The organism is Flavonifractor sp. An52 (assembly GCF_002159385.1).
GTDB classification, from domain to species: Bacteria; Bacillota; Clostridia; order Oscillospirales; family Oscillospiraceae; genus Flavonifractor; species Flavonifractor avicola.
This window is the reverse complement of sequence record NZ_NFIB01000009.1, coordinates 54,260-78,357: the sequence shown is the minus strand read 5'-3', so window position 1 is coordinate 78,357 and position 24,098 is coordinate 54,260. Positions and strand designations below refer to the sequence as shown.

At 62.1% G+C, this 24,098-nt stretch carries 28 protein-coding genes; 7 read left to right on the top strand and 21 right to left on the bottom strand.

Annotated elements, in window-relative coordinates; genetic code table 11:
• The 18 genes from B5G06_RS05285 to B5G06_RS05200 form a co-directional block, all read right to left on the bottom strand.
• On the bottom strand, positions 1 to 882 hold the full coding sequence (locus B5G06_RS05285) for a polyprenyl synthetase family protein (RefSeq protein ID WP_087188046.1): 882 nt from the start codon (positions 880 to 882) through the stop codon (positions 1 to 3).
• The gene (gene xseB / locus B5G06_RS05280) at positions 879 to 1,115 is read right to left on the bottom strand and encodes an exodeoxyribonuclease VII small subunit (protein WP_087188045.1); all 237 of its coding nucleotides are present in this window, start codon (positions 1,113 to 1,115) and stop codon (positions 879 to 881) included. The genes B5G06_RS05285 and xseB overlap by 4 nt, the downstream gene beginning before the upstream one ends.
• Positions 1,116 to 1,145: 30 nt before the next feature.
• Positions 1,146 to 2,333, bottom strand: coding sequence for an exodeoxyribonuclease VII large subunit (gene xseA / locus B5G06_RS05275; protein WP_087188044.1), 1,188 nt, complete (start codon positions 2,331 to 2,333; stop codon positions 1,146 to 1,148).
• Entirely contained in the window at positions 2,330 to 3,262 is a 933-nt protein-coding gene (locus B5G06_RS05270; protein ID WP_087188043.1) for a DNA-binding protein, read from the bottom strand. Before B5G06_RS05270 ends, xseA begins: the two co-directional genes overlap by 4 nt.
• Entirely contained in the window at positions 3,262 to 3,750 is a 489-nt protein-coding gene (nusB, locus tag B5G06_RS05265) for a transcription antitermination factor NusB (RefSeq protein ID WP_087188042.1), read from the bottom strand. The genes B5G06_RS05270 and nusB overlap by 1 nt, the downstream gene beginning before the upstream one ends.
• A 197-nt stretch (positions 3,751 to 3,947) precedes the next feature.
• Positions 3,948 to 4,328, bottom strand: coding sequence for an Asp23/Gls24 family envelope stress response protein (locus B5G06_RS05260; protein ID WP_087188041.1), 381 nt, complete (start codon positions 4,326 to 4,328; stop codon positions 3,948 to 3,950).
• 87 nt (positions 4,329 to 4,415) lie between these two features.
• Positions 4,416 to 5,000: a SpoIIIAH-like family protein gene (locus B5G06_RS05255; RefSeq protein WP_087188040.1), complete on the bottom strand. Its 585-nt coding sequence runs from the start codon at positions 4,998 to 5,000 to the stop codon at positions 4,416 to 4,418.
• Between the two features lie 12 nt (positions 5,001 to 5,012).
• On the bottom strand, positions 5,013 to 5,558 hold the full coding sequence (locus tag B5G06_RS05250) for a stage III sporulation protein AG (RefSeq protein ID WP_087188039.1): 546 nt from the start codon (positions 5,556 to 5,558) through the stop codon (positions 5,013 to 5,015).
• Positions 5,555 to 6,046 carry a stage III sporulation protein AF gene (locus tag B5G06_RS05245; protein WP_087188038.1) on the bottom strand — a complete coding sequence of 164 codons (492 nt, stop codon included), beginning with the start codon at positions 6,044 to 6,046 and terminating at the stop codon, positions 5,555 to 5,557. Before B5G06_RS05245 ends, B5G06_RS05250 begins: the two co-directional genes overlap by 4 nt.
• A 4-nt stretch (positions 6,047 to 6,050) precedes the next feature.
• Positions 6,051 to 7,142 carry a stage III sporulation protein AE gene (locus B5G06_RS05240; protein ID WP_087188037.1) on the bottom strand — a complete coding sequence of 364 codons (1,092 nt, stop codon included), beginning with the start codon at positions 7,140 to 7,142 and terminating at the stop codon, positions 6,051 to 6,053.
• A 30-nt stretch (positions 7,143 to 7,172) separates the two neighbouring features.
• Positions 7,173 to 7,559: a SpoIIIAC/SpoIIIAD family protein gene (locus B5G06_RS05235; RefSeq protein ID WP_087188036.1), complete on the bottom strand. Its 387-nt coding sequence runs from the start codon at positions 7,557 to 7,559 to the stop codon at positions 7,173 to 7,175.
• 2 nt (positions 7,560 to 7,561) lie between these two features.
• Positions 7,562 to 7,756, bottom strand: coding sequence for a stage III sporulation protein AC (spoIIIAC, locus tag B5G06_RS05230; protein ID WP_087188035.1), 195 nt, complete (start codon positions 7,754 to 7,756; stop codon positions 7,562 to 7,564).
• Between the two features lie 13 nt (positions 7,757 to 7,769).
• Entirely contained in the window at positions 7,770 to 8,282 is a 513-nt protein-coding gene (locus B5G06_RS05225) for a stage III sporulation protein AB (RefSeq protein WP_087188034.1), read from the bottom strand.
• Complete coding sequence (locus tag B5G06_RS05220) at positions 8,279 to 9,190, bottom strand: stage III sporulation protein AB (protein ID WP_087188033.1); 912 nt, start codon at positions 9,188 to 9,190, stop codon at positions 8,279 to 8,281. The genes B5G06_RS05225 and B5G06_RS05220 overlap by 4 nt, the downstream gene beginning before the upstream one ends.
• A 370-nt stretch (positions 9,191 to 9,560) precedes the next feature.
• On the bottom strand, positions 9,561 to 10,628 hold the full coding sequence (gene lgt / locus B5G06_RS05215; RefSeq protein WP_087188032.1) for a prolipoprotein diacylglyceryl transferase: 1,068 nt from the start codon (positions 10,626 to 10,628) through the stop codon (positions 9,561 to 9,563).
• Positions 10,628 to 11,908, bottom strand: coding sequence for an EF-P 5-aminopentanol modification-associated protein YfmH (locus tag B5G06_RS05210; RefSeq protein ID WP_087188031.1), 1,281 nt, complete (start codon positions 11,906 to 11,908; stop codon positions 10,628 to 10,630). The genes lgt and B5G06_RS05210 overlap by 1 nt, the downstream gene beginning before the upstream one ends.
• A gap of 4 nt (positions 11,909 to 11,912) precedes the next feature.
• Positions 11,913 to 13,184, bottom strand: a complete 1,272-nt coding sequence (locus tag B5G06_RS05205) for an EF-P 5-aminopentanol modification-associated protein YfmF (protein WP_087188030.1) — start codon at positions 13,182 to 13,184, stop codon at positions 11,913 to 11,915.
• 64 nt (positions 13,185 to 13,248) lie between these two features.
• Entirely contained in the window at positions 13,249 to 14,439 is a 1,191-nt protein-coding gene (locus B5G06_RS05200) for an FtsW/RodA/SpoVE family cell cycle protein (protein WP_087188029.1), read from the bottom strand.
• A 331-nt stretch (positions 14,440 to 14,770) separates the two neighbouring features.
• On the opposite strand from B5G06_RS05200, the gene tsaE reads away from it, so the two are divergent.
• Genes tsaE through upp form a run of 3 tightly spaced genes read left to right on the top strand, consistent with a single transcriptional unit; the run spans position 14,771 to position 16,546 of the window.
• Positions 14,771 to 15,199, top strand: a complete 429-nt coding sequence (tsaE, locus tag B5G06_RS05195; RefSeq protein ID WP_087188028.1) for a tRNA (adenosine(37)-N6)-threonylcarbamoyltransferase complex ATPase subunit type 1 TsaE — start codon at positions 14,771 to 14,773, stop codon at positions 15,197 to 15,199.
• A complete protein-coding gene (gene tsaB, locus B5G06_RS05190; RefSeq protein ID WP_087188027.1) occupies positions 15,196 to 15,906 on the top strand; it encodes a tRNA (adenosine(37)-N6)-threonylcarbamoyltransferase complex dimerization subunit type 1 TsaB in 711 nt (236 codons plus the stop codon). Before tsaE ends, tsaB begins: the two co-directional genes overlap by 4 nt.
• A gap of 10 nt (positions 15,907 to 15,916) precedes the next feature.
• Positions 15,917 to 16,546 carry a uracil phosphoribosyltransferase gene (gene upp / locus B5G06_RS05185; protein WP_087188067.1) on the top strand — a complete coding sequence of 210 codons (630 nt, stop codon included), beginning with the start codon at positions 15,917 to 15,919 and terminating at the stop codon, positions 16,544 to 16,546.
• A 50-nt stretch (positions 16,547 to 16,596) separates the two neighbouring features.
• On the opposite strand, the gene B5G06_RS05180 is transcribed toward upp, so the two are convergent.
• From B5G06_RS05180 to B5G06_RS05170, 3 genes are all read right to left on the bottom strand, one after another.
• The gene (locus B5G06_RS05180; RefSeq protein ID WP_087188026.1) at positions 16,597 to 18,804 is read right to left on the bottom strand and encodes an SF1B family DNA helicase RecD2; all 2,208 of its coding nucleotides are present in this window, start codon (positions 18,802 to 18,804) and stop codon (positions 16,597 to 16,599) included.
• Positions 18,805 to 18,866: 62 nt separating this feature from the next.
• Positions 18,867 to 19,202: a hypothetical protein gene (locus B5G06_RS05175; RefSeq protein ID WP_087188025.1), complete on the bottom strand. Its 336-nt coding sequence runs from the start codon at positions 19,200 to 19,202 to the stop codon at positions 18,867 to 18,869.
• Between the two features lie 46 nt (positions 19,203 to 19,248).
• On the bottom strand, positions 19,249 to 19,740 hold the full coding sequence (locus tag B5G06_RS05170) for a COG2426 family protein (RefSeq protein ID WP_343212801.1): 492 nt from the start codon (positions 19,738 to 19,740) through the stop codon (positions 19,249 to 19,251).
• 167 nt (positions 19,741 to 19,907) lie between these two features.
• Here B5G06_RS05170 and pyrE point away from each other — a divergent pair, with 167 nt between their 5' ends.
• The 4 genes from pyrE to B5G06_RS05150 all read left to right on the top strand — a co-directional run bounded on the left by pyrE (position 19,908) and on the right by B5G06_RS05150 (position 24,091).
• Entirely contained in the window at positions 19,908 to 20,582 is a 675-nt protein-coding gene (gene pyrE / locus B5G06_RS05165; RefSeq protein ID WP_087188024.1) for an orotate phosphoribosyltransferase, read from the top strand.
• A gap of 23 nt (positions 20,583 to 20,605) precedes the next feature.
• Positions 20,606 to 21,280: a JAB domain-containing protein gene (gene radC, locus B5G06_RS05160; protein ID WP_087188023.1), complete on the top strand. Its 675-nt coding sequence runs from the start codon at positions 20,606 to 20,608 to the stop codon at positions 21,278 to 21,280.
• Between the two features lie 69 nt (positions 21,281 to 21,349).
• Positions 21,350 to 23,311, top strand: coding sequence for an excinuclease ABC subunit UvrB (gene uvrB, locus B5G06_RS05155; RefSeq protein ID WP_087188022.1), 1,962 nt, complete (start codon positions 21,350 to 21,352; stop codon positions 23,309 to 23,311).
• A gap of 24 nt (positions 23,312 to 23,335) precedes the next feature.
• A complete protein-coding gene (locus tag B5G06_RS05150) occupies positions 23,336 to 24,091 on the top strand; it encodes a hypothetical protein (RefSeq protein WP_087188021.1) in 756 nt (251 codons plus the stop codon).
• The last annotated feature ends 7 nt before the right edge of the window (positions 24,092 to 24,098 follow it).

Genomic DNA, 24,098 nt, shown 5'->3' with positions numbered 1-24,098 from the left:
TCACTTCTCACGGCTTGCCAGGGAGCGGGCCAGCCAGCACAGGCTGTCGCCCTCATCCCCAAAGATGGACAGGGCTTCCACGGCCTCCTCGGTCAGTTTCTCCACCAGATGGCGGCACTCCTCCACCCCTTTCAGGGTCACGAAGGTGTTTTTCTCGCTCTTGGCGTCGGAGCCCACCGGCTTGCCCAAGGTGGCCTCGTCACCTACCACATCCAGGATGTCGTCCTGGATCTGGAAGGCAAGTCCGATCCGCTCCGCATAGCGGCATACGGCCTTCCGCTGCTCCTCGCTGCCGCCGGCCAGCACACAGCCCATCTCGGCGGCGGCACGGATGAGCGCTCCGGTCTTGAGGCGCTGCAGCTCTTCCACCTCAGTAAGGCCCATGGCATGGCCTTCCCCCGCCATGTCCAGTACCTGGCCGCCCACCATGCCCTGAGCGCCGGCCGCCCGGGCCAACACCCTGGCCGCCTCCAGCGTCCGCTCCGGCGGCAGGGTCACAGACGGGTCCAGCATCCACTCAAAGGCCGCCGTCAGCAGGGCGTCTCCCGCCAGTACAGCGGTAGCCTCGCCATATACCTTGTGGTTGGTGGGCCGGCCCCGGCGCAGGTCATCGTCGTCCATGCAGGGCAGATCGTCGTGGATCAGCGAGTAAGTATGGATCATCTCAATGGCCCCGGCAAAAGGCAGCGCTTTCTCCGGATCGCCGCCGCACAGCCGGCAGCTCTCCAGCAGCAGCACCGGCCGGATGCGCTTGCCTCCGGCCAGCAGGCTGTAGTACATGGCGTCGTACAGATCCCCACGGGGCGCCCGGCCCTGGAAGCAGTGCCGCAGCCACTCCTCCGCCTGAGCCCTGTGGCCGTCCAGTCTCTCCTGTTCCGTCATACCTGTCCCTCCTCAAACGGCTCCTCTGCCGGCTGACCATCCGGCCCTGCCAGCAGCTTACGCACCTTCTGTTCGGCACTGTCCAGTTGGGCGGAACAGCCGCCCAGCAGCCGGGTCCCCTCCTCAAAGAGGGACAGAGCCTCCTCCAACGGGGCGTCTCCCCGCTCCAGCCGCTTCACGATCTCCTCCAGCCGGCCCATAGCCTGCTCAAAGGTCAGTTTTTCTTCCGCCATGTCCTTAAGTCCTTTCCAAAAGCAGTCAAGTTAAACCACTTGACAGGATATCTCGCCATCAGCCACCCGCAGCTTCAAAGGGTCGCCGGGGGCCACGTCGGTCACAGACCGGACCACACCGCCGTCCGCCTTTCGGGGGATGGCGTAGCCCCGGCCCAGTACCTTCAGGGGGCTGAGGGCATCCAGCTTGGAAGCCAGCTGTCCAAAACGCTGCCGCTCCCGGTTGAGAGCGGCGTTCAGTCCTGCCGCCAGCTTCTCCCGCTGGTAGTCCAGTACCATCCGCTTGTCGTCCACATAGTTCATAGGGTCCTGAAGGGCCCGGCACCGGGCCGCCCGGTCCAGATCCTTTCGGGCGGACTCCAGCTTGCGGCCCATGGCCTGGGCCAACCGCCCCTCCATCTGATGCAGCCACACCGCTACCTCGTTCTGGTCGGGTACTGCCAGCTCGGCGGCGTTGGAGGGGGTGGCCGCCCGCAGGTCGGCTACAAAATCGGCGATGGTCACGTCAGGTTCATGCCCCACCGCAGAGATCACCGGAATGGCCGAGTGATAGATGGTGCGGGCTACGTTTTCGTCATTAAAGGCCCACAGATCCTCCATGGACCCGCCGCCCCGGCCGGTAATGATGAGGTCGGCCACCTGATGCTGGTTAGCCCAGGCAATAGCGGCGCAGATCTCACCGGGTGCCTCCGCTCCCTGGACCCGAACCGGCAGAAGAAAGACCTCTGCCATAGGCCACCGGGCCCTCAGAATACGCAGCATATCCCGCACCGCCGCACCGGCGGCGGAGGTGATGAGGGCGATCCGCTTGGGGAATCTGGGGATGGGCTTTTTGTGGGCGGGATCAAAAAGTCCCTCGGCATACAGCTTCTGTTTCAGCTGTTCAAAGGCCAGATGCAGATCCCCCACCCCCTCCGGAGTCAGGGAGGTACAGTACAGCTGGTACTGTCCGTCCCGGGGAAAGACCGCCACCCGGCCGAAAGCGATGACCTTCATGCCGTTTTCCGGCCGGAACCGGAGGGACATGGCCTCCCGCTTGAACATGACGCAGCGAATGGCCCCTTCCCCGTCCTTCAGGGAAAAATAGTGGTGGCCCGAGGGGTAGGCCTTGTAGTTGGAGATCTCCCCCCGGACATACAGGGCGGTCAGCTCCCGGTCCCGGTCCAGCAGGGATTTGATATACTGGTTGACCTGAGAAACCGTGTAGATATGGCTCATGTCAACTCACCCGCCTTTACAGCCCGCCAGGTGAGGATGGCGGTACCCATGGCGTTGTCGGTGGAGAACCGGGGCTGGGCAAACACCGCTCCTAGAGGCTCCATCACCTGCCGCAGCAGGGAGTTGGAAGCTACACCGCCGGAGCACAGCACCGGCAGGCCGGGATACTGCTTCAGGGCGGCCAGGGTGGTGCGACGCACCACATCGGCCACCGTCAGCAGGGCAAAGCGGGCGATGTCCGCCTGCTCCTCCCCCTGCTCCGCCATGGCTTTCACCTTGTTCTCCATGCCGGAGAGGGAAAATGTAAAGCCATTCAACTTCACAGAAAATTTCTGATCCTTTCCGCTCCGGGCCAGCTGGTCCACCGCCTTGCCCGCCGGGAAATCCAAACCCAGCAGCACGCCGGTGCGGTCAATGAGCTGTCCGGCGGAGATGTCGCTGGTGCCACCCAGCAGAGTGGCTTTCACATTGACTCCCTCCGGCTCCACATGGAGCAGCTCGGTGGTGCCGCCGGACAGGTGCCAGGCCAGCATAGGCCTGTCCAGCAGATCCATCCGGCCCGCCGACCAGGCGGCGGCGGCAATATGGTCCTGCTGATGAGAGCAGGCAAAGAAGGGCACATTCAACGCGGCAGCCAGGGTACGGCCCTGGCTCTCCCCCGCCAAGAAGCAGGGCATATAGGACCCTTCCACCGCCCGGGGCCGGGTGGAAGCACCCACAGCAACGATGCCGTCCAGCCAGCCGCCCTCTCTCAGCTGGGCAAAGCGGTCGGGCAGGGCCTTGACGTGCTGGAACAGGGCGTCGCTCTGCCGCAGGCCCAGCTCGCCGGGGCGCACTTCCAGCAGGCGTCCGGCGTTCTCGCCCCCCTCGCCGTCAAAGACGGCGGCGGAGGTGGTGTAGTTGCTGGTGTCGATGCCCAGAGTACGCATCAGCCCTCCGCCTCCGGCTGCTCCTTCAGGCCTACCGGGTCAGGGATGTGCTCCCCCCGGACGAAGGAGCCAAGAATGCCGTTGACAAAGGAGACCACCTCGGGCTCCTCATAGTGCTTCACCAGCTCCAGGGCCTCGTTGATGGCGGCGGCATTGGGGATGTCCTGCATATACAGAATCTCATACATAGCCACACGCATAATGGCCACGGCCACCCGGTTCATACGGGAGAACTTCCAGCCGATGGCGTACTTGGAGATATACTCGTCCAGCTCGGGGGCGTGGTCATAGACCCCCTCTACCAGACGGGTGATGTAGGTCCGCTGGGCCTCGTTGGGGAATTCGGCATACAGGGGCTCCTCCTCCCCGATGAGGGCGAAGGTCTTGCGGTTGAGGGCCTCGTCCAGCAGCTCCCGGGCGGTCTGCCCGGTGAAGCCCAGTTCAAAGGTCAGGTGGACGGCGATCTCTCGGGCGGCGGTTCTGGTCATGATGGGTTCCTCCATTCCGGCATGATGAGCCGGTGATATTCACAGTTATTATGATTATACATCAACTGTATGCAAAAAGGAAAGAGATATTTCAAAATTAGACTCCAGATTCCAGCCCCTTTTCCTGGGTCAGACCGGCCAAAACACACAAAAGGGCCTGTTGCTTGCTCTGCAACAGGCCCTTGGTCCGGCTTGATTTACTTGTGTTCCTTTTCAAATACGATGCCGGCCACATGGACATTGACGTGTTCCACGGTCAGGCCGCTGGTATTTTCAATGGCGTTAAAGACGGCGCTCTGCACCTCTTTGGCCACGTCAACGATGGTATAGCCGTATTTGACCAGCAGGGACACGTCTACCCGGACGCTCTCCCCCACCATAGTAATGCGGATGCCCTTGGACAGATTCTTCTTTGCGCCCAGCAGCTCCGCGATATCGCTGCTCAGATTGGTGGACAGACTGCCCACACCCTCCACTTCCGTGGCGGCGGCCGCCGCGATCACAGCCAGCACATCCTCGGAGATATGGATGTTACCCAGTTCGTCAGGCCGGGAGATATATTCCTTTCCATCGCCCATACCGGTCACGCTCCTTTTGTGTACTATGGGACCATTTTACCACAAATCAGAAAAAATACAACTGATTTTTGGCGGGGACCCTGGGGCTCAGGGCTGGGCTTCGATGATGGTGATGGCGCTGGCCTCCAGGCCGGTCTCTTCGGTGACGATCTCGGTGATGCGGGCCACATCGGCGTCGGTGAGCCCCTCCTCGGTGGCGGACACCACCACGCTGACGCTGCCGTCGCTGATGAAGGCCACGCAGTCGGCGTACCCCTTGGCGGTGACCAGATTTTCGATCTGGGCCTCGGACACGGTGTAGTCGGCCAGGGTCTGGATAGCCTCACCGGTCTCCGCCTTCATGGTCTCGGTGGCGTTGGTGTCGGCGGCGGCCTCCTGGAGGATGGACAGGGCGCTGTCTCTGGCCTGCTGGCGGTTGAGCCGGGCGGCGTCAAAGTAGCCGCTGCTCTTGTCCGTGGCGGTGGGCGCTGGCGAGGCCGAGGGGTCCGCCGAGGGTGCGGGACTTGTTTTAAGCAGCGGGTCGGCGCTCTGCATGGACACCAGCTCCGCCTCGCCCAGAGTCTTGCCCGCTTCCTCGCTCTGCCCCTTCTGATAGGACCAGTTGAGGTACACCGCGCCGCACACAAAGAGCACCACTGCGGCCACCACCGCGTTTCGTTTCCATACGTTCATACTGTTACTGCCTCACTTTCCTTTTGATACTGAGATCTTATCCGCCCCCAGCCCGGTGAGGGCGGATACCGCCTCCACCACCTGCAGGCGTACTGCGGGGTCGTCCCCGCCGGAGCATACCACAAGAGCCCCCTGATATTGGGGCGAAAGCTGTTGGAGGATCACCGGTTCCTCATAGCCGGAGCCCTTGGAGAGCACCACCGTGGACTGGGAGGACTCGCTTCCCTCCTCCCGCACCGAGTTCTGGGTATCCTGGGCCAGTACCTGGCCCGGTCCGGACCGCAGAGTGAGCACCACCTCTGCCTGCCCCACCCCGTCCATCTGAGACAGGGCCGCCTCCAGCCGCCCCTCCAGCTCCTCCGTTCCAAATTCCACCTCCTGGACACTCTGCTGCCGGGTCTGGGTGGTCTCCCCCCCGCCGCTCAGGGCGGGCAGGGCCATCATGACCACCCCCGCCGCCACCACCAGCAGCGCGTATTTATACCGCTGGAACAGCTCCATGAGCCGTCCCTTGTACAGGGCCAGCCCGTTGCCCTTTTCCGGTTGATGCCGGTTCATTCCGCTCCCCCGCTTTCGTAATACTGCCGGTCTGCCGGGATGGCAAAGTCGGCCTCAATCTGCTCGGTGAGGGCCTCCCGCTCCTCCCGGGACAGCTCCCCGGTGATGGTGACCACCTTTGGGATGGGGTATTCCGCCGCCTCGTCGGCCTCCACCCGCACCGTGCAGGTAATGCCCAACGCCGCCGCCTTGTCCTGAATATATGCGGCGGACTGGGCTTCTATGATGTCCATCATCAGGGTTTTATTCTCCTCCTCCAGCGCCTGAGCAGAGTATTCCGCGTCCAGGCGGTATTCCGTCATGGCCCGGGTGAGGGCCGAACCGTCCAGGCTTATCAAGGGCTTTACCACTGCCAGCAGCAGGAGCAACCCGCCAGCCAGCCTGGCCGCCCGTTTTGGCCCCCCTGCCGGGGACAGGCCCTCCGCCAGGGCCAGGATCATGGCGGCGCAGGTCACCCCCATCAGCCATTTTCCCAAAAATTCTACCATGGTCTCACCCCCCTGCCAGCGACACGGCGGAGATCATGGAGATGAGCAGCAGCAGGGCGCAGGCCCCGGTCATCCCCAGGATCAGTCCAAAGGCCCCGCCGATCTGGTCGATGAGGGCGGCCACCCGGCTGCCCGACAGGGCGGCGCTGAGGGCGGAGGACACCTTATAGGTCAGATAGTGGAAGCCCAGCTGGAGGAAAGGCACCAGGCAGATGCCGATGACCACCAACATTCCGAACACACCCACCGTATTTTTCAGCACCCCCGCCCCTGCCAGCACGGTCTCCGCCGCGTCGGACAGGATGCCGCCTACCACCGGCACCATGCTGGACATGGTGAACTTGGCAGCCTTCACTGTCAGGGCGTCGGTGGTGCCCGCGATGACCCCGCTGATGGTGAGGTAGGTGACAAAGAGGATAAGGGTACCGGTGAGCACCGTGGTCACCGCCCATTTGAGGGTGGCCGCCACCCGCTTGAGGCCCTCGTTGCCCACCGCCGCCCAGGCCACACAGGCCGCGATGTAGGTATACACCAGGGGCAGCAGTACACGGTTGATCAGGGTGATGAGCAGGTCGGAAAAGAGCATGGTGGCCAGCTGCCGGGCCACCGCCCCGCTCGGGGACCCGGCGGCGGAGGCCGCCGCCGTCACCGCCGGCAGCAGCAGCTTGGAGAAGCTGTCCATGTGCTCGATGGCCTCCCGGCCCATGCCGATAAGGGAGTTGGCGTCGGCCGTCGCAATGGCGGTCACCGCCAGGGCTCCTACCAGAGCCACCCCGTTTACCGGGCCCTGGCCCGCCCCCATGCCCTCGGCCAGAGAGCAGAAGAGCACCACCGCCAGCAGTAAGGCCCCGCTGCGCAGGGCTTTGCGGATCACGCCCCCCAGCTCTTCGCTGCCGGTGTCCAGAATCTGATCGATGCTGCCGTCCAGGTCCAGCCCGGCGGACAGATCGGCATCGGGCATCCACTCCGCCCCGGCATTCTCCAGCCCCTCCAGGTCCAGGGCGGCAGACTGGGTATCCAGCACGCCCTGACTGGCCCAGGCCGTCCCCGTCAGTACCGTCAGCAGCACCACCAGCACCGCCAAACGCCGTATCATGGTCCTTCCCTCCTCTTTTGTACCAGCTTCTCACAGCAGCTGTGCCACCGTGTCCAGCACCGCCCGCAGCAGGGGCAGGGCGGTACACAGAGCCAGGGCGGAGCCGGCCGTCTCGGTAACGGCGGCAATGCCTCCCTCCCCTGCGTCCTTGCACACCTGGGCGGCAATGTGGGTGAGGATGGCAATGCCCACCGTTTTGATGACGGGGGCCACCACCGCAGGGGACAGCCCCGCCATATCCTGCAGCTCCTCCGCCATGGCCACTACGTCCTCCACCGCCCCCAGGGCCAGACCCAGCACCACAGCGGCGGCGGCAATGGAGAGCACCAGAGCCAGCTGCCGGGCGGTGCCCTTCACCATCACGGCACACAGAGCACCCAGGACGGCCACCGCCCCCACCTTCAGCATGGTCTCCATGGCTACAGACCGAACAGGTCCTTGACCAGATCAAACAGCCCGCTGATCTGCTGGACCACCATCATAAGTACCACCACCAGCCCCGCCAGGGTAGTCATGGTGGCCTGCTCGTCCCGGCCAGACCGGGAGAGCACCTGATTGAGCACCGACACCAGAATTCCGATGGCGGCGATTTTAAAGATCAGATCCACATCCATGTTTTTAACTCCTTTAAAGCAGCAGAATGACCAGCAGCCCGCCGCAGGTCAAGCCCAGCACCTGATACATCCTGCCCCGCTTTTCCCCATCCTCCCGGGCAAGTTCCGCCTCCCGGGTCAGTTCCGCCACCGCCCGGGCCAGAGCGGTACGGAGGCCGGACTCCTCAAACCGGCCCAGTACCTCCCCCAGCTCGTCCATCACGGCGGCAGACCGGCCTTCCAGATCCAGCGGGGTATCCTCCAGAGCCTGCCGCCAGATCTCCGCCAGGGAGCGCTCCCCCAGCTCCTCCATGCCCTTCCGGCAGTTGGCGAACAGTGTCCCCACCGGCGGCGGATAGTCGGCGGCCAGCTCCTCCATCAGCTGGGGCATGGGCGTAAGGCGGAAGGAGATCTCCCGGTCCATCTGCTCCAGCGCCCCGGCCAGCTGCCGCAGCACCCTGGCCCGCCGCTTCAGCCGCCGGTGAGCGTCAAAGCCCAGAAAAGCCCCGCCGCCCACCGTCAGCAGGGCGCCCATCAGCCGGATCACAGGTCATATACCTGACAAAACCGCCCCTCCGGCCGCCGGGAAAGCACCACCAGCTTCTGAAAGCAGTGGTTTTCCAACAGAGGCCGGTACAGAGGCCGGGTCTTCAGGTCCTCCAGGTCGGCGGCGTGGGCGGTACAGAGAAGATGCACCCCGCAGTTGGCCGCCAGCAGCAGAGCGGCGCAGTCCTGTGGCGCGGTGATCTCGTCGGCGGCCAGCACCTGGGGATTCATCCCCCGCAGCAGCATCATCAGGCCATCCGCCTTGGGGCATCCATCCATTACATCGGTCTGCCGCCCCACGTCAAACTGGGGCAGACCGTTGTACATGGCCGCCAGTTCCCCCCGCTCGTCGGCCACCCCTACCCGCAGGGGTGGGCGGCCTTCTCCGTCGGACAGCTGGCGGATCAGTTCCCGAAGCAGGGTGGTTTTGCCGCCCCCCGGCGGAGATAAGATAAGGGTGCTCTGAAAGCGATTCCCCTCCCATAGCCTGTCCGCCACAGAGGCGGCGGCTCCCGGCACCTGCCGGGCAATACGGATGGCCAACGAGGACAGCTGCCGCAGGTTGAACACCGCCCCTTCCTTTACCACCGCGCTGCCGCAGATACCGATGCGGTGGCCGCCCGGTACGGTAAAAAAGCCGCTTCTCATCCGCTCCATGGCAGTGTGAGCGGATGCGCGGGTGGCGATCTCCACCACCAGGCTCAGATCCGCCGGGCTCACCGGCTCACCACCGGACAGGGGCCGCTCCCCCGTGGGGCACACCACAGTCATGGGCCTGCCCGCCCGCAGCCGCAGCTCTTCCGCCACGGCCTGAGTGGCCTTGTCCAGCCCCTCCGCCTGCCGCCGCAGGTGGAGCGGCAGCAGGGCCGCCGCCTGTAAATACCGCGTTACATCCCCTTGTTCCCGCATAGCGTCACATCCTTCTTTGGTGTCTGCAACATACCTATGAGGGCCCGTCCCCATTTATGACCATGAAACTTCATGCGCATATGGGCCGTCCCGGCCCATGCGCTTTGATTTCATGGCCGTGCCGCTGAAAGCGGCACATGGCCAATTTTGCTATGCTTTTGCATAGCAAAAAGGGCCTGTTGCAAAATAGCTGTTTTGCACAAACCTGTCATTGCGAGCCAGTGCGCACACTGGCGTGGCAATCCGTTTCCCCGGCAAAAGGGGCGGATTCCCGAGAAAAACGGCCGCCCGGTGGGCGGCCGTTTTTCTCGGAATGACGGGTCTTTGTACGAGCTGCACATTTTGCAACAGACCCTCAAGCAAAATGGACTTATTTTTTCTTTTCTTCCTTGACCAGTACCTCTTTCAGGTCGGAACGCTCCTTCAGAGCGGCAATCATCTCCGCCTTGTCCTCGGCAGGCACATCCGCGGGGAGGGCATACTCCTCGATCTTGGCAAAATCCTGCTCCAGGCGCTTTTTCTGTTTGGCCAGCCACTTTCCGCCCTGTCCCTCAGGGTAGACCAGAGCCACCAGCCTGGGATGGGCCTTCATCTGATTGACCCACAGCTTGGCCGGGTCATGCTTGCGGAAGGCCAGCAGGTAAATCAGCGCCACGATGGCCACGGCGGCGGTGGCAAAGCCGAACACCTGGGACACCCGGATGGAGGTGTTGAAGAAGTACAGGCTGTCGGTACGCAGGCCCTCAATAAAGCCCCGGCCCACCCCGTACCAGGCGAAATAGCACAGGAAGTTCTGGCCGTCGAATTTCCGCCACTTCTTGGCAATGATGATGAGCAGCACCAGCCCCACCAGGTTCCACAGAGACTCGTACAGGAATGTGGGATGGACCTCCACATATTGCAGCGATCCGTTCACATACTCGTAGATGCCCATGCGCCAGGGCAGATCGGTAGGACCGCCGTAGGCCTCGATGTTGACAAAGTTGCCCCACCGGCCTACCAGCTGGCCGATGAGCATTCCGTAGGCGCCCAGGTCGGCAAAGGCCAGGAATTTGATCTTCCGCACCTTGCAGAACACCAGCAGGGTAATGACCGCGGCAATGACGCCGCCGTAGATGGCCAGGCCGCCGTCCCAGATGCTTACCATGGCCCCAAAGTCCAGGGAGCCGTCCGGTCTGCGGTACAGATCCAGGTAGAAAATGATGTAGTACAGCCGGGCCCCGATGATGGACAGGGGCACGGCAAAAAAGAGCATATCGATGATATCGTCCTGGCGGATACCGAACTGAGGCGCCTTCCGGGAGCAATACACCACCGCCAGCAGGAAGCCGGCGGCGATGATCATGCCGTACCAGTGGACGGGCCATCCAAAGACCCGGAAGGCAATGGGGTTCATGGTCAGCTCTAGCCCCAGGCCGGGAAAGGATACGGTACCCATTACGCCTCACCCTCCCCCGGGCGCACCACGGCCAGACCGCACCGCTCAGCGGTCACCCAGCTGCGGATGCAGTCCTCCACGCAGGCCTGGTCGATGGAGTCAAAAATCTCCGGGAACTTGAAGTAGTCCACCCCGGTAAAGTGGGACTGGGCCATGGAGATGCAGGTAAACTCAAAGGAGTTGAGGCCCCGGACCTTGGCGCCGTAGACCCCCTTCTTCAGCCGCTGGAACAGGCCGGGGTCAATGCCCTCCCGGGCCAGACGCTCCCCTTCGGCCAGCACCGCGTCCCGCACCTTCTTGGGGTCCCGGCTCTCGCCGCCGGCCACCATCATGGCACAGCCGGGATAGAGCTCAAAGCCGTAGCTGAAATTCTTGTTGATGAGCCCCTGGCTGTACAGCTTGGCGTACAGGGGTGTGGAGTTGCCCAGCAGAGCTTCGCAGGCCAGCTCGCCTGCCAGCTCCCGGCGCATCCACTCTTCGCCCTTCTGGGCGGGATCGCACTTGAAACCCAGCATGAAGATGGGGGTGGACACCTCCATGGTCAGTTCCTTCTCGAAGCAGGCGGCCTGGGGGTCCTCCTCCCCGCCGTAGTCCCGCTCCATCTGGCCCAGAGAATCCTTGGGCAGGATCTCCTTGGCAATGGCGCATATCTGCTCCGGGTCCACGTCGCCCGCCACGGTGAGCACCATGTTAGCCGGGTTATAGAAGGCCTTGTGGCAGGAATAGAGGGTGCCGGCAGTGATGTGGGAGATGGACTCCTGGGTACCGGCGATGGGCACCCGGATGGGATGGTGGTCATACAGGCACTCCATCAGGGCGTAGAACACCTGGTTCTCCGGGTCGTCCTCCACCATGCGGATCTCCTGACCGATGATGCCCTGCTCCTTGTCCACGCTCTCCTGGGTAAAGTAAGGGATGGACACAAAGGAGAGCAGGATCTTCAGGTTGTCGAAGAACTTCTCGGTGCTCTCAAAGTAATAGCCGGTGATGGCAGAGCTTGTGAATGCGTTGGGAGAGGCTCCGTTGGCCGCCAGATCCTGGAGGGCGTTGCCGTCCTCGGTATCAAACATCTTGTGCTCCAGGAAGTGGGCCACCCCCGCCGGGGTATCCTTCCACCGGCCATCCTGGAAAAAGCGCATATCCATGCCGCCGTAGTTGGTGGCAAAGAAGGCGTAGCTCTTCTGGAAATCCCGGCGGCGGTCCACATAGATGTGGAGCCCGTTCTCCAGAATCTCATGAAATACGGTCTCCCCCAAACGGGGGTACTGCTTGCTTACCATAGAATCACTCCCTGCCTTTCAGGAAATATACGGTGTCCAGGGTCAGATCCTGGGCAGCCTCCACCACCTGGGCCCGTGTAACGGCCTCCACCCGGGCGGCCATATCGTCGGGGCCGTCGGTGAGACCGGCGGCGGACTGGCCCAGCCAGTAGTCCTCCAGCCGGGCCTGGGTGTCCAGAGTGGTGCGCAGGGTGCTCACCACCGACCGGCGGGCCCATTCCAGCTCATCGTCGGAGAAGTCCCCGGTCTGGCACTTGTAGAGCTGGGAGAGGATCTCGGCCTCTGCCTGCCCAACCTTGTCAAACTCCACACCGGAGGAGACCAGCATCACGTCCTTGTATTTCATCAGACCGGAGCTGGCGTAGTAGCACAGGCTCAGCTTCTCCCGCACGTTCATAAACAGCTTGGAGGTGGTAGTACCGCCATAGATGGCGTTGACCAGGGTGAGGGCCGGGTAGTTCTGGTCCCAGGCGTCGCAGTTGGTGCGGAAGCCCATGGCCAGCTTGCCCTGGGTCACGTCCAGAGCCTCCTCCACCCGTCTGGCCTGCTTGGGAGCCGCCTTCTTGGCGGGACGGACCAGCCCGGCCCGCTCCCCCTCCGGCAGCACCGCCAGCAGAGGCCCGAAGGCCGCCTGTACCCGCTGGGCGTCCGCCGAGCCGCAGTAGTAGAGCTCCACCCGGGCCTCCTTCAGCAGGGCCTGATAGCCTGCCCACAGGCTCTGGGGAGTGATGGCCTCCACCGCCTCCAGGCTGCCCAGCTTGTCCACGCCGAAGCTCTCCCCGGCGCACATCTCGGCCACCACCCGGATCTGGGCGTACTGCCGCTTATCATTGACCTGGGCCTTGATGCGGTCGGCCAGATTGGCCTTCTCCTGCCCGGTATAGTCGGGGCAGAAGGCCCCGTCCTGAGTATAGGGGGCGCCGATCAGCTCCGCCAGCAGGGCGGCGGCCGGCTCCAGCACCTGCTCCTTGTTCAGGGTATAGGCGTCATCCAGAAAGCTGCCCACAAAGCCCACGCACTGGGTCTCGCCCTTCTTCCGCACCATGGGCTCCAGAGAGCCGCCGTACAGCTCGTCCAGGGCAGCGGACAGGGATTCCATATCAGGATGAGCCGCCGTTCCCCGGCGGAGCACCATGGGAGCCAGGGCATTGAGAGAGGCCTTTTCCGCCGTCAGCGGGGTGAGAAACTGGGCCCCCAATACGCTGGATTTGAATTTTTTGGTCTGTACCGCCGTCAGCCAGACGCCGGGCTGCAATTCGATCCTTGTGACCTTCATGTGCTGCGAACCGTCCTTTCTTGTTTACCTCCATAGCCTGCCCCATTGGACAGGCTCTATCCATCTACAGCCTGCTGCGGTCCCGCAGCCAGCTGGGCAAAGAGCGCATTTTGATGCTGGAAACCACGCCCATGGCGGCATACATGGTGATGATGGAGGAGCCGCCATAGCTGATAAAGGGCAGAGTGAGACCTACCACCGGGAATACATAGAGGCACATCCCCACATTGACGCCCACCTGAGCCAGCAGCATACCGGCGTAGCCCATGGCAATAAAGGCGCTCTGGGGGGAACAGGCCCGGCGGGCCACCCACACACACCGCAGGATGATGGCCGCCAATAAAATCAGCAGCAGCAGGCAGCCAATCAACCCGAACTCCTCACCGCACACGGCAAAGATCTCGTCGGTCTCCCGGGCGGGCAGAGACTGCTTGTACTGACTCTGGGTCTGGATACCCTGGAGGTAACCCATGCCGGTGAGGCCGCCGCTGCCGATGGCCAGAATGCTGCGGCTCTGCTGCCACCCTTTTCCCTGAGTCTGCTCGTAAATGGTGTCCGGATTGCCAAAAATATGGTCAATCACCACGGTGAACCGCTTCATATAATACATATCTTTGATGTGGGGCCAGATCAGCACCACACCCACCACGCATACCACCACGGCCAGCAGGAACCAGCGTTTTTTGACCCCGGCGCACCAGGCCATAATGACAAAAATGATCAGATAAGTCAGACCCATGCCGAAGTCGCCGGAGGTCACCGCCACCACACCGAACATGAACAGGGTGTGCCCCGCGATCTGGAACACCGAGGAGGGCTTGCTGATGCCCTTGTCCCGCAGCCGGCTCATCTGCCAGGCCAGCAGCAGTACAAAGGTCAGCTTGGCCAGCTCGGCGGGCTGAAGGTTCACAGGAAATCCGGGAATGTGAAGCCAGCTGCGGTTGCCGTTGACCTCCACACCCAGAGGAGTGCGGACCAGCGCGTTGATGACCACGTTAAAGAGCAGCAGCCACTTCCAGGATTTATCCACGAACAGCTCGATGTCCACCGAGGACATGAGCATATAGATCACAACACCCATAACAATCGCCACGGCCTGCACGATCATGCAGCGCATGGCGTCCGCCTCGCCCAGGTAGCGGGTGGCGCTGAAAATGAGCACCAGACCATACCCGCTGGCCAGCAGGCACAGGGTCAGCAGCAGCCGGTCACCCTGCTGCCAGAAGGAACGAAAGGAATCTCTCAGCCAGGACACCGGCTCGCCTCCTTACCTATTTCGTCCGCGGGTTCGGACGTACGTCAAATTAGTTTACCATCTTTTTTGCGTTTGGTAAACAGGTGTGTTATAATCTTGTCAGAATCTTCACATTTAAAGTCCTTCCCAAAGCAGCGGTACTGCTTTGGGAAGGCGTTTGCAGCCCGTTGCGCGCAGGATTTGCCCGCTGAGTGCGGACAAATCCCACACTTACGGGCTGAGAAGTGTTTTTTCTGATGCTCATGTCATCAGGAAAAACAGATTCCATTTGATTTGCGCCCAGAGGCGCAAACTCTGCGAGGCATTTCATCTGTAATAAACGAGGTGTTATATGGAGATCACAACCAACTCCCCTGCTGAGACCGAGGCCGCAGGCGCTGCTCTGGCCGCCCGGCTGAATCCGGGGAGCGTCATCGCCTTTACCGGTGATCTGGGGGCGGGCAAGACCGCCTTTACCCGAGGCCTTGCCCGCGGCCTTGGGGTGGAGGAGCGGGTCACCAGCCCCACCTTTACCATTGTCAATGAGTACGAGGGCGGGCGTCTGCCCCTGTTCCACTTTGATATGTACCGGCTGGGCTCTTCAGACGAGCTCTTCGACATTGGCTGGGAGGACTACCTGGCCCGGGGCGGCGTGTGCGCTGTGGAGTGGAGCGAAAACATCGCCGACGCGCTGGAGGAGGATACCATCCGGGTGGACATCCGCCGGGGCGAGCACGACGACCAACGCATCATCACCATTACGGGAGGTCCCCAACCATGAAGATATTAGCTCTGGAATCCTCCGCCACCGCCTGCTCGGTGGCTCTGTGTGAGGATGAAAAGCTCATTGCCCAATCCTATCAGAACAACGGCCTGACCCACTCGGTCACCCTGATGCCCATGACCACTTCCCTGCTCTCCGGGTGCGGCCTTACTCTGGAGGATGTGGACGTCATCGCCGTGGCGGCGGGCCCCGGCTCCTTTACCGGCCTGCGCATCGGCGTGGCCGCCGCCAAGGGCCTGGCCTGGCCGGGCAACAAGCCCTGCGCCGCCTGTTCCACCCTGGAGTCCATGGCCTGGAACCTGGCCCACACCGGGCTGGAGATCTGCGCCGTCATGGACGCCCGGCGGCATCAGGTGTACAACGCCCGCTTTGCCAGTAACGGCGAAACGCTGGAGCGCCTGACTCCCGACCGGGCCATTTCCCTGGAGGAGCTGGGCGAAGAATTAAAAATCAGCGGAAAAACGCAATTACTGGTTGGAGACGGCGCGGTTTTATGCTATACTACCCTCAAAGGGCTGGGGCTGGACGTCCGCCTGGCGCCCCCCCATCTGCAATTCCAGAGCGCGTGGGGCGTGGCCCGGTGCGGTCTGGAGCTTGCCCGGCAGGGCCTGCTCACCGACGCGGCGGGTCTGGCGCCCGACTATCACCGGCTCTCCCAGGCTGAACGGGAGCGGCTGGCAAAAGAACAAAACAAAGGGGAATAGCGCCATGGATATGGAAAAAGTACACATTCTCGATCATCCTCTCCTGCAGCACAAGCTGTCTATCCTCCGGGATGAGACCACCGGCGTCAGGGACTTCCGTCAAGTCGTCTCTGAGATCGCCACCCTCATGTGCTATGAGGCCACCCGCGACCTGCCCATGGAGGAGGTAGAGATCAAGACCCCCATCACCACCGGCAAGTTCAAGACCATCGCCGGCAAGAAGCTGGCCATCGTTCCTGTTCTGCGGGCCGGCCTGGGTATGGTGGACGGCATCCTGACCCTGATCCCCTCCGCCAAGGTGGGCCACATCGGTCTGTACCGCGACCCCGATACTCTGGAGCCTGTGGAGTATTACTGCAAGATGCCCAACGACATCGCCGAGCGCGAGGTTATCATTCTGGATCCCATGCTGGCCACCGGCGGCTCCGCCTCCGCTGCCATCCAGTTCATCAAGAACTATGAGGTCAAGCATATCAAGCTGATGAACATCATCGCCGCCCCCGAGGGCATCGAGCGGGTCCATCACGATCATCCCGATGTGGACATCTACTGCGCCGCTCTGGATGAGAAGCTGAACGAGCACGGCTACATCGTTCCCGGTCTGGGCGATGCCGGCGACCGCATCTTTGGCACCAAGTAAATTATATTGCAAAAAGGTCCTCTTCCTCACTGGGAAGAGGACCTTTTTTATTATTCTTTCATCTGCACCAGCCGCCACCGCAGGCCGGAATACCGCCTCTGCTGGCGGTCGTTGGCGGTCATGGTGGCCACCACTTCCTCATCCCCCACCAGGATGAGCAGTTCCCGGGCACGGGTGATGGCAGTGTACAGCACCCCCCGGGTGAGCAGCATGGGGGCCCCCTCACTCACCGCCAGGATCACCGCCCGGTACTCGCTGCCCTGGGCCTTGTGGACGGTGATGGCGTAGGCGGGCTCCAGCTCCACCAGCATATCCTGGGTGTACTCCACCACCCTGCCCTCAAAGTCCACGGTAAGGGTACCCTCCCGGTTGTCCACCCGGGTCACGGTGCCGATATCTCCATTAAAAATGCCCATGCCGCTGTCGGAACCGTCATGCCAGATCACATCGTAGTTGTTGCGTACCTGCATGACCCGGTCACCCTGTCGGAACACATACTCGCCAAACCGCTTCTCCGGCTTGTCAGGCTGGGCGGGATTGACCGCCTCCTGAATGGCCCTATTGAGGGAGGCGGTGCCGGTCACCCGCTTGCGGGTGGGTGACAGCACCTGGATCTGGTCGGCGGGAATGCCCATATTGTTGGGCAGCCGGGTCTGGATCAGCTCCACAATGGTCTCGGCGGCCCGGGCCGGGTCCTTCCGGCGCAGGAAGAAGAAGTCGTGCTCCCGGTCCTTCAGGTCGGGCAGCTGGCCCCGGTTGACCCCGTGGGCGTTGCGGACGATGGCGCTCTCGGCGGCCTGCCGGAAAATCTCGGTGAGCCGCACCATGGGGATAGCGCCGCTGCGGATGAGATCGGAAAACAGGTTGCCGGGGCCCACGCTGGGCAGCTGGTCCGGGTCCCCCACCAGGATCAGGCGGCAGTCGTCCCGCAGGGCAGCCAGCAGCCCCTGCATCAGCACAATGTCCACCATGGAAGTCTCGTCCACGATGACGGCGTCCGCCTTCAGGGGATCGCTCTCGTCGTGGGCAAAGATCAGCTTGCCGGAGCGGGGATCGTACTGGGTCTCCAGCAGCCGGTGGATGGTATATCCCTCCGCCCCGCACAGCTCTCCCAGCCGCTTGGCGGCCCGGCCGGTGGGGGCAGCCAGGGCAGTCTCCAGCCCCAGTTGGTCAAAGAGGGCCAGGACCCCCCGCAGAGAGGTGGTCTTGCCGGTACCGGGACCGCCGGTGAGGAGCATCACCTGGCTTGTAGCCGCCAGGGCCACCGCCTCCCGCTGCTGGGGGGCGTACACGATGCCCTGGCCGTCCTGGATACGGTCGATGAGTTCATCCAGGCCGTGGGGGGCGGTGAGCTCACCCCGGGACATCTCTGTGAGCCGCCAGGCCACATACTGCTCGGCCTCGCACAGGGCCTGGAGGTAAACGGCCTCCTCCCCTGCCACCGGCTCCTGGATTACCTCGCCCCGCTCCAGCAGGGTCTCCAAGGCATCCTCCTGGCTCTCCCCCTCCACGCCGATGAGCTGGCCGGTGGCCAGGAGCAGCTTCCGCCGGGGCAAAAAGGCATGGCCGTTATCCAGATTATAGGTTAGTTCAAAAAGAAGGGCGGCCTCAATGCGTTGAGGATCGTCCCCCTCCATACCCATGGACAGCGCCAGGGCGTCGGCTGTGGAGAAGTCCACGCCCAGCTCCTCGTCCACCATCAGATAGGGGTTGCCCCGGATGACCTCCAGGGCCCGGTCCCCGTACCGGCGGTACAGGGGCATGGCCAGCTGGAGGGGCACCTCATGCTCTCCCAGAAAGGCCAGCAGCCGCCGCATCCCCATCTGAAGCCGGAACTGTTCCCCGATTGTCAGAGCCTTCTTGCGGGTGATACCCTTGATGCGGGTAAGCTGCTCCGGATGTTCCTCCAGCACGGTGAGGGCGTCCTCCCCAAACTCCTCGATCATCCGCCGGGCGGTGGCGGCGCCAATGCCCCGCACCGCACCTGAGGACAGATAGTCGAAGATGGCCTTGGCCCCGGCGGGCAGACGCCGCTCCACTGTCTCAGCCTTGAACTGCTCGCCGTAGGAGGCGTGGCGGGTCCAACTGCCCTGGACCGAGATACTCTCTCCGGGGGCCACCCCCGGCATACAGCCCACCACCGTGACCAGAGCCCCGTCCCCAACGTCAAGACGAAGCACCGTGTAGCCGTTCTCCTCGTTCTGGTAGATCACGGCCGACACGGTGCCCTGCATATAATCCTGTGACTCCTCCTGCATGGCTGCCCCTCCTTGTGTCGCTTGGAGAATATGATACCATCCGCAGGCGGATTTGTCGAATGCTATTTCTCTGTGATGTACTCGCTCAGCCGCCCGGCGGGACAGACCACCACGCCAGTGGCGCCGGTGAGCAGGGCGGCAGCCACCGCCTTTCCCGCCGGGTCCAGTCCGCCGTCGGCGATCACGATGGTAAACCCCTTTTTCTGCCGTCCCCGCAGCCACAGCAGCCGCTTTACGTCCTGCTCCAGATGGGCGCCCTCCCCTGCCGCCGGGACCACGGCATAGACCGGGCCGGCCCCTTCCGCCGGAGCAAGCAGCCATCCAAACAGCACCCAGCCCAGGGCCAGAAGGCCGATGGCCGCCAGCAGGGCCAATACGGCCTGTAAGATTCCGTCCAAACCCTTCACCTCCGCCCCATCCTATGCACGGGGCGGAAGAAGGGACTCAGCTCCCTACGGTGGAGACCACAATGCCGGTGGCAAAGGTCATGATCAGCCCGGCGGTGACCACACCCAGGAAAATGGAGGGCAGCGCTTTCCGCAAAGGCATATCCAGGAAGGCGGCCGCCAGGGCGCCGGTCCAGGCGCCGGTGCCCGGCAGGGGGATAGCCACAAATATCCACAGACCGATATATTTATATTTGGTCACCTTCTGCCCCTTCAGGTGGGCCTTTTTTTCCAGCTTGTCCACCAGGGAATTGAGCTTGGGGGATTTCCGGCGCATCCATAGAAAAATCCGCCGGATATAAACGATAATAAAGGGGATGGGGATCATATTGCCAATAATCGAGGCCACCAGCGCCTGTCCCGGAGGCAGGCCCAGAGCGGTACCGAAGGGCACGCCGCCCCGCAGCTCAATGATAGGCACCATGGACACCAGCATGGTAAAAAACATTTCGCCCAGATTGGTGGACGTCAGCCATTGCAGCAATTCCAAAAGAGAACACCTCGCTTGCGTTAGTTTCTGTATTGTATCATATTGGCGGGAAAAAGAACAATTAAAATTTCCTAAAACCATCTTTTCTTTGGACGGCGCAAGCCCTTGTCCAGTTCCTTCATCAGTGGTATAATATTTTGACTATTTTGAGAAGAGAGGTTTTTCACATGACCTACAAAGAAGAATTCATCACCTTCATGGTGCGCTCCGGCGTGCTCACCTTCGGCGACTTCACCACCAAGTCCGGCCGCAAGACCCCCTATTTCATCAACACCGGCAACTACAAGACCGGCGCTCAGGCTGCCAAGCTGGGCGACTATTACGCCGCCTGCATCCAGGAGAACCTGCCCGAGGGCGTAACCTGCCTGTTTGGCCCCGCCTACAAGGGCATCCCTCTGGCTGTCACCGCCGCCGCCTCCCTGTACCGCAACTATGAGCGGGACCTGCCCTACTGCTTTAACCGTAAGGAAGCCAAGGACCACGGCGAGGGCGGCTCCATGGTGGGCTACAAGCCCCAGGACGGAGACGACGTGGTTATCGTGGAGGACGTGGTTACCGCCGGTACCGCCGTCCGGGAGACCATTGAGCTCTTCAAGCACGTGGCCAACGTGAACATGAAGGCCCTCATCGTGTCCGTGGACCGCATGGAGCGGGGCACCAAGGACTGCTCTACCCTGGACGAGCTGCGGGAAGACTACGGCATCGCCGTCTACCCCATCGTCACCGTCAAGGAGATCATTTCCTTCCTCCACAATAAGGAGATCGACGGCAAGGTCTACATTGACGACGAGATGAAGAGCAAAATGGAAGCCTATCTGGCTCAGTACGGCGCCAAGGCCTAAACATATAAAGGAGGAGTCCGGTCATGGGCACCCACGACGGCCACCGTCAGCGGTTAAAAACTGAATTTCTGGCCCGGCCGGACTCCTTTCCCGACCACAAGCTGCTGGAATTGCTCCTGTTCTACGCCAATCCCCGCAGCGATACCAATCCCCTGGCCCATGAGCTTCTGAATCATTTCGGCTCTCTGGCTGGGGTACTGGACGCAACACCGGAGGAGCTGCAAAAGGTCAAAGGCGTGGGCGAACACGCCGCCGTTCTGTTCAAAGCCGCCAAGGAATTGTCCGGCCGCTATCTCACCGCCCGCACCCAGATGGACGACATTGCCCGGAACACCAGAGACTATTTTGCCCTGCTCCAGCCCTACTTCTTCGGCGCCCGCAACGAACAGCTCTGCCTGCTGTGCATGGACGGTAAGGGCAAGGTGCTGGGTATCCGTAAACTGGGCGAGGGCAATGTAAACGCCGTCAACATTACCACCCGGCTCATCGCCGAGGCCGCCCTCTCCCTCAATGCCGCGGCGGTGGTGCTGGCTCACAATCACGTCTCCGGGATTGCCTTCCCCTCCGGCGACGATATCGCCACCACCGAAAGTCTGGCCCCCTTCCTGGCCCGGATGGGTGTGGAGTTGGTGGACCACCTGATTTTTGTGGACGACGATATGGTGTCCCTCCGGGACAGCGGCTTCTACCGGCCATAAGAACATTCTTTCGATTCATCGTTGCAATGGAACTGATGTTCTGATACAATGTGTCTGAGAGGTGATGGTATGCCTAAATTTGAAGTGGTCAGCGAATATCAGCCGGCAGGCGATCAGCCCGAGGCCATTGCCGCCCTGGCGGCAGGCATCGAAAACGGGCTGGATGAGCAGACCCTGCTGGGCGTCACCGGTTCGGGCAAGACCTTCACCATGGCCAAGGTCATTGAGGCGGTCCAGCGCCCCACCCTGGTGCTGGCCCACAACAAGACCCTGGCCGCCCAGCTGTGCGCCGAGTTCAAGGAGTTCTTCCCCAACAACGCGGTGGAGTACTTCGTGTCCTACTACGACTACTACCAGCCCGAGGCCTATATCCCCCACACCGACACCTTTATCGAAAAGGACTCGGCGGTAAACGAGGAAATCGACCGGCTGCGGCTGGCGGCCACCGCCTCCCTGATGGAGCGGCGGGACGTGATCGTGGTATCCTCTGTATCCTGCATCTACGGCCTGGGCGAGCCGGAGGACTTTGCCAAAATGATGGTCTCCCTCCGGGTGGGCGCTCAGATGGAGCGGGACGAGCTGCTGAAAAAGCTGGTGGCCATCCGCTATGAGCGCAACGACATCGCTTTTGAGCGCAATATGTTCCGGGTCCGGGGAGACACAGTAGAGATCTTCCCGGCCTACTGGAAGGATTCCGCCATCCGGGTGGAGTTTTTTGGAGATGAGATCGACCGCATCTCCGAGATCAACGTGGTCACCGGCACACCTATCCGGCGGCTCAACACCATCCCCATCTGGCCTGCCACCCACTACGTCACCCCCAAGGAGAAAATGGACGCCGCCATCCAGGAGATCTATAAGGAATTGGAGGAGCGTGTGGCCTTCTTCGAGCGGGAGGGCAAGCTTATCGAGGCCCAGCGCATCAAGCAGCGCACCATGTACGATGTGGAAATGATGCAGGAGCTGGGCTACTGCACCGGTATCGAGAACTACAGCCGGGTCATTGAGGGCCGCCCCGCCGGGTCGCCCCCCCACACCCTGCTGGACTACTTCCCCAAGGATTTTGTCCTCTTCATCGACGAGAGCCACGTGACCCTCCCCCAGGTGCGGGCCATGTACAACGGTGACCGTGCCCGAAAGACCTCCCTGGTGGACTACGGCTTCCGTCTCCCCTGCGCCTTTGACAACCGGCCCCTGAAGTTTGAGGAGTTCCAGAAACGCCTCAATCAGGTGGTCTATGTGTCCGCCACCCCCGGCGAATACGAGCGGGAACGCTCCGGCCAGATTGTGGAGCAGGTCATCCGCCCCACCGGCCTGCTGGACCCCAAGATCGAGGTGCGCCCGGTGGAGGGCCAGATCGACGACCTCATTGGGGAGATCAACGACCGCACCGCCCGCAAGGAACGGGTGCTGGTCACCACTCTCACCAAGAAGATGGCGGAGGACCTCACCGCCTATCTCACCAACGCCGGCATTAAGGTGCGGTATATGCACCACGACATTGACACCATTGAGCGGATGGAGATCATCCGGGACCTGCGGCTGGGCACCTTCGACGTGCTGGTGGGCATTAACCTGCTCCGCGAGGGCCTGGACCTGCCGGAGGTCTCCTTGGTGGCCATTCTGGATGCCGACAAGGAAGGCTTCCTCCGCTCCGAGACCTCCCTGATCCAGACCATCGGCCGTGCCGCCCGAAACGCCCAGGGTCTGGTGGTCATGTACGCCGACTCCATCACCCCCTCCATGCGCCGGGCCATTGACGAGACCGAGCGCCGCCGGGCCAAGCAGGACGCCTTCAACCAGGCCCACGGCATCGTGCCCAAGACTGTCATCAAGTCGGTGCGGGACGTCATCGACCTGTCCGAGGACAAAGGCGAGCTGCCCCACTCCAAGAAGGCTCTGTCCAAGAAGGAGAAGGAGGCCGCCATCGCTAAGCTGGAGAAGGAGATGCGGGAGGCATCGAAACGGTTGGAATTCGAGTACGCCGCCGTCCTCCGGGACCGCATCATTGAGCTGCGGGGCCAGGGGTGACCTCTTACAAGGAGGGCTGTTATCATGTACGACCGGCTGAAAAAGATCCTGCCCATTGTTTTGATCGTCATTGTCGCTGTCTTTTCGGTCCTCTACTTCTTCATTGGCCGCCAGTACGGCGTGGAGTACCAGGACGCCCTCTACTTCCCTGCCATGGAGGGTGACACCATGGTGTACTCCGCCAATGTGGACGGTCAGAGCGCCTCCTTCACGGTAGAAGGAAACACCGTCACTTATCACTGGGGGGACACGGTCTGCGGCCCCTATACCGTCCATGAAGACCCCACTGCCGCCCCAGGCGGAGAGTGGGAGTCCCTGGACCTGATCGGTGTAGAGATCCGGGAGGAGGACAGCTTTCTTTTTCGGGGCGGATACACCGAAGATCTGTTTCTGTTTATACGGGAGGACGGCGAGCCTGATTCCGACCTCTTTCATGTCACCTACTCGGTGAACAGTGTCGAACACGACGCAGACGGCAATGTGGTGGACCCACACCGGCCCAGCCTGTCCACCCTCATCCGATTCTCCCAGCTGCCCCAAGCGGATGCCCACCGGGGTAATTCCCTGATGTGGTTTCTGGGTCTCTTCCTTGCCGGGATTGCCGCCCTGCTCATTAAATTCGACGACACCCTGTTCCGCCTTCACCTGTCCTTCCGGGTCAAGTATCCGGAGGACGCCGAGCCCTCTGAGTGGGAGATCTTTTCCCGTATCTTTAGCTGGATCGCATTTACACTTCTGTCCCTCGGCCTATTCATCGCGGGACTCGTTATCATTAGCTGACCAAACA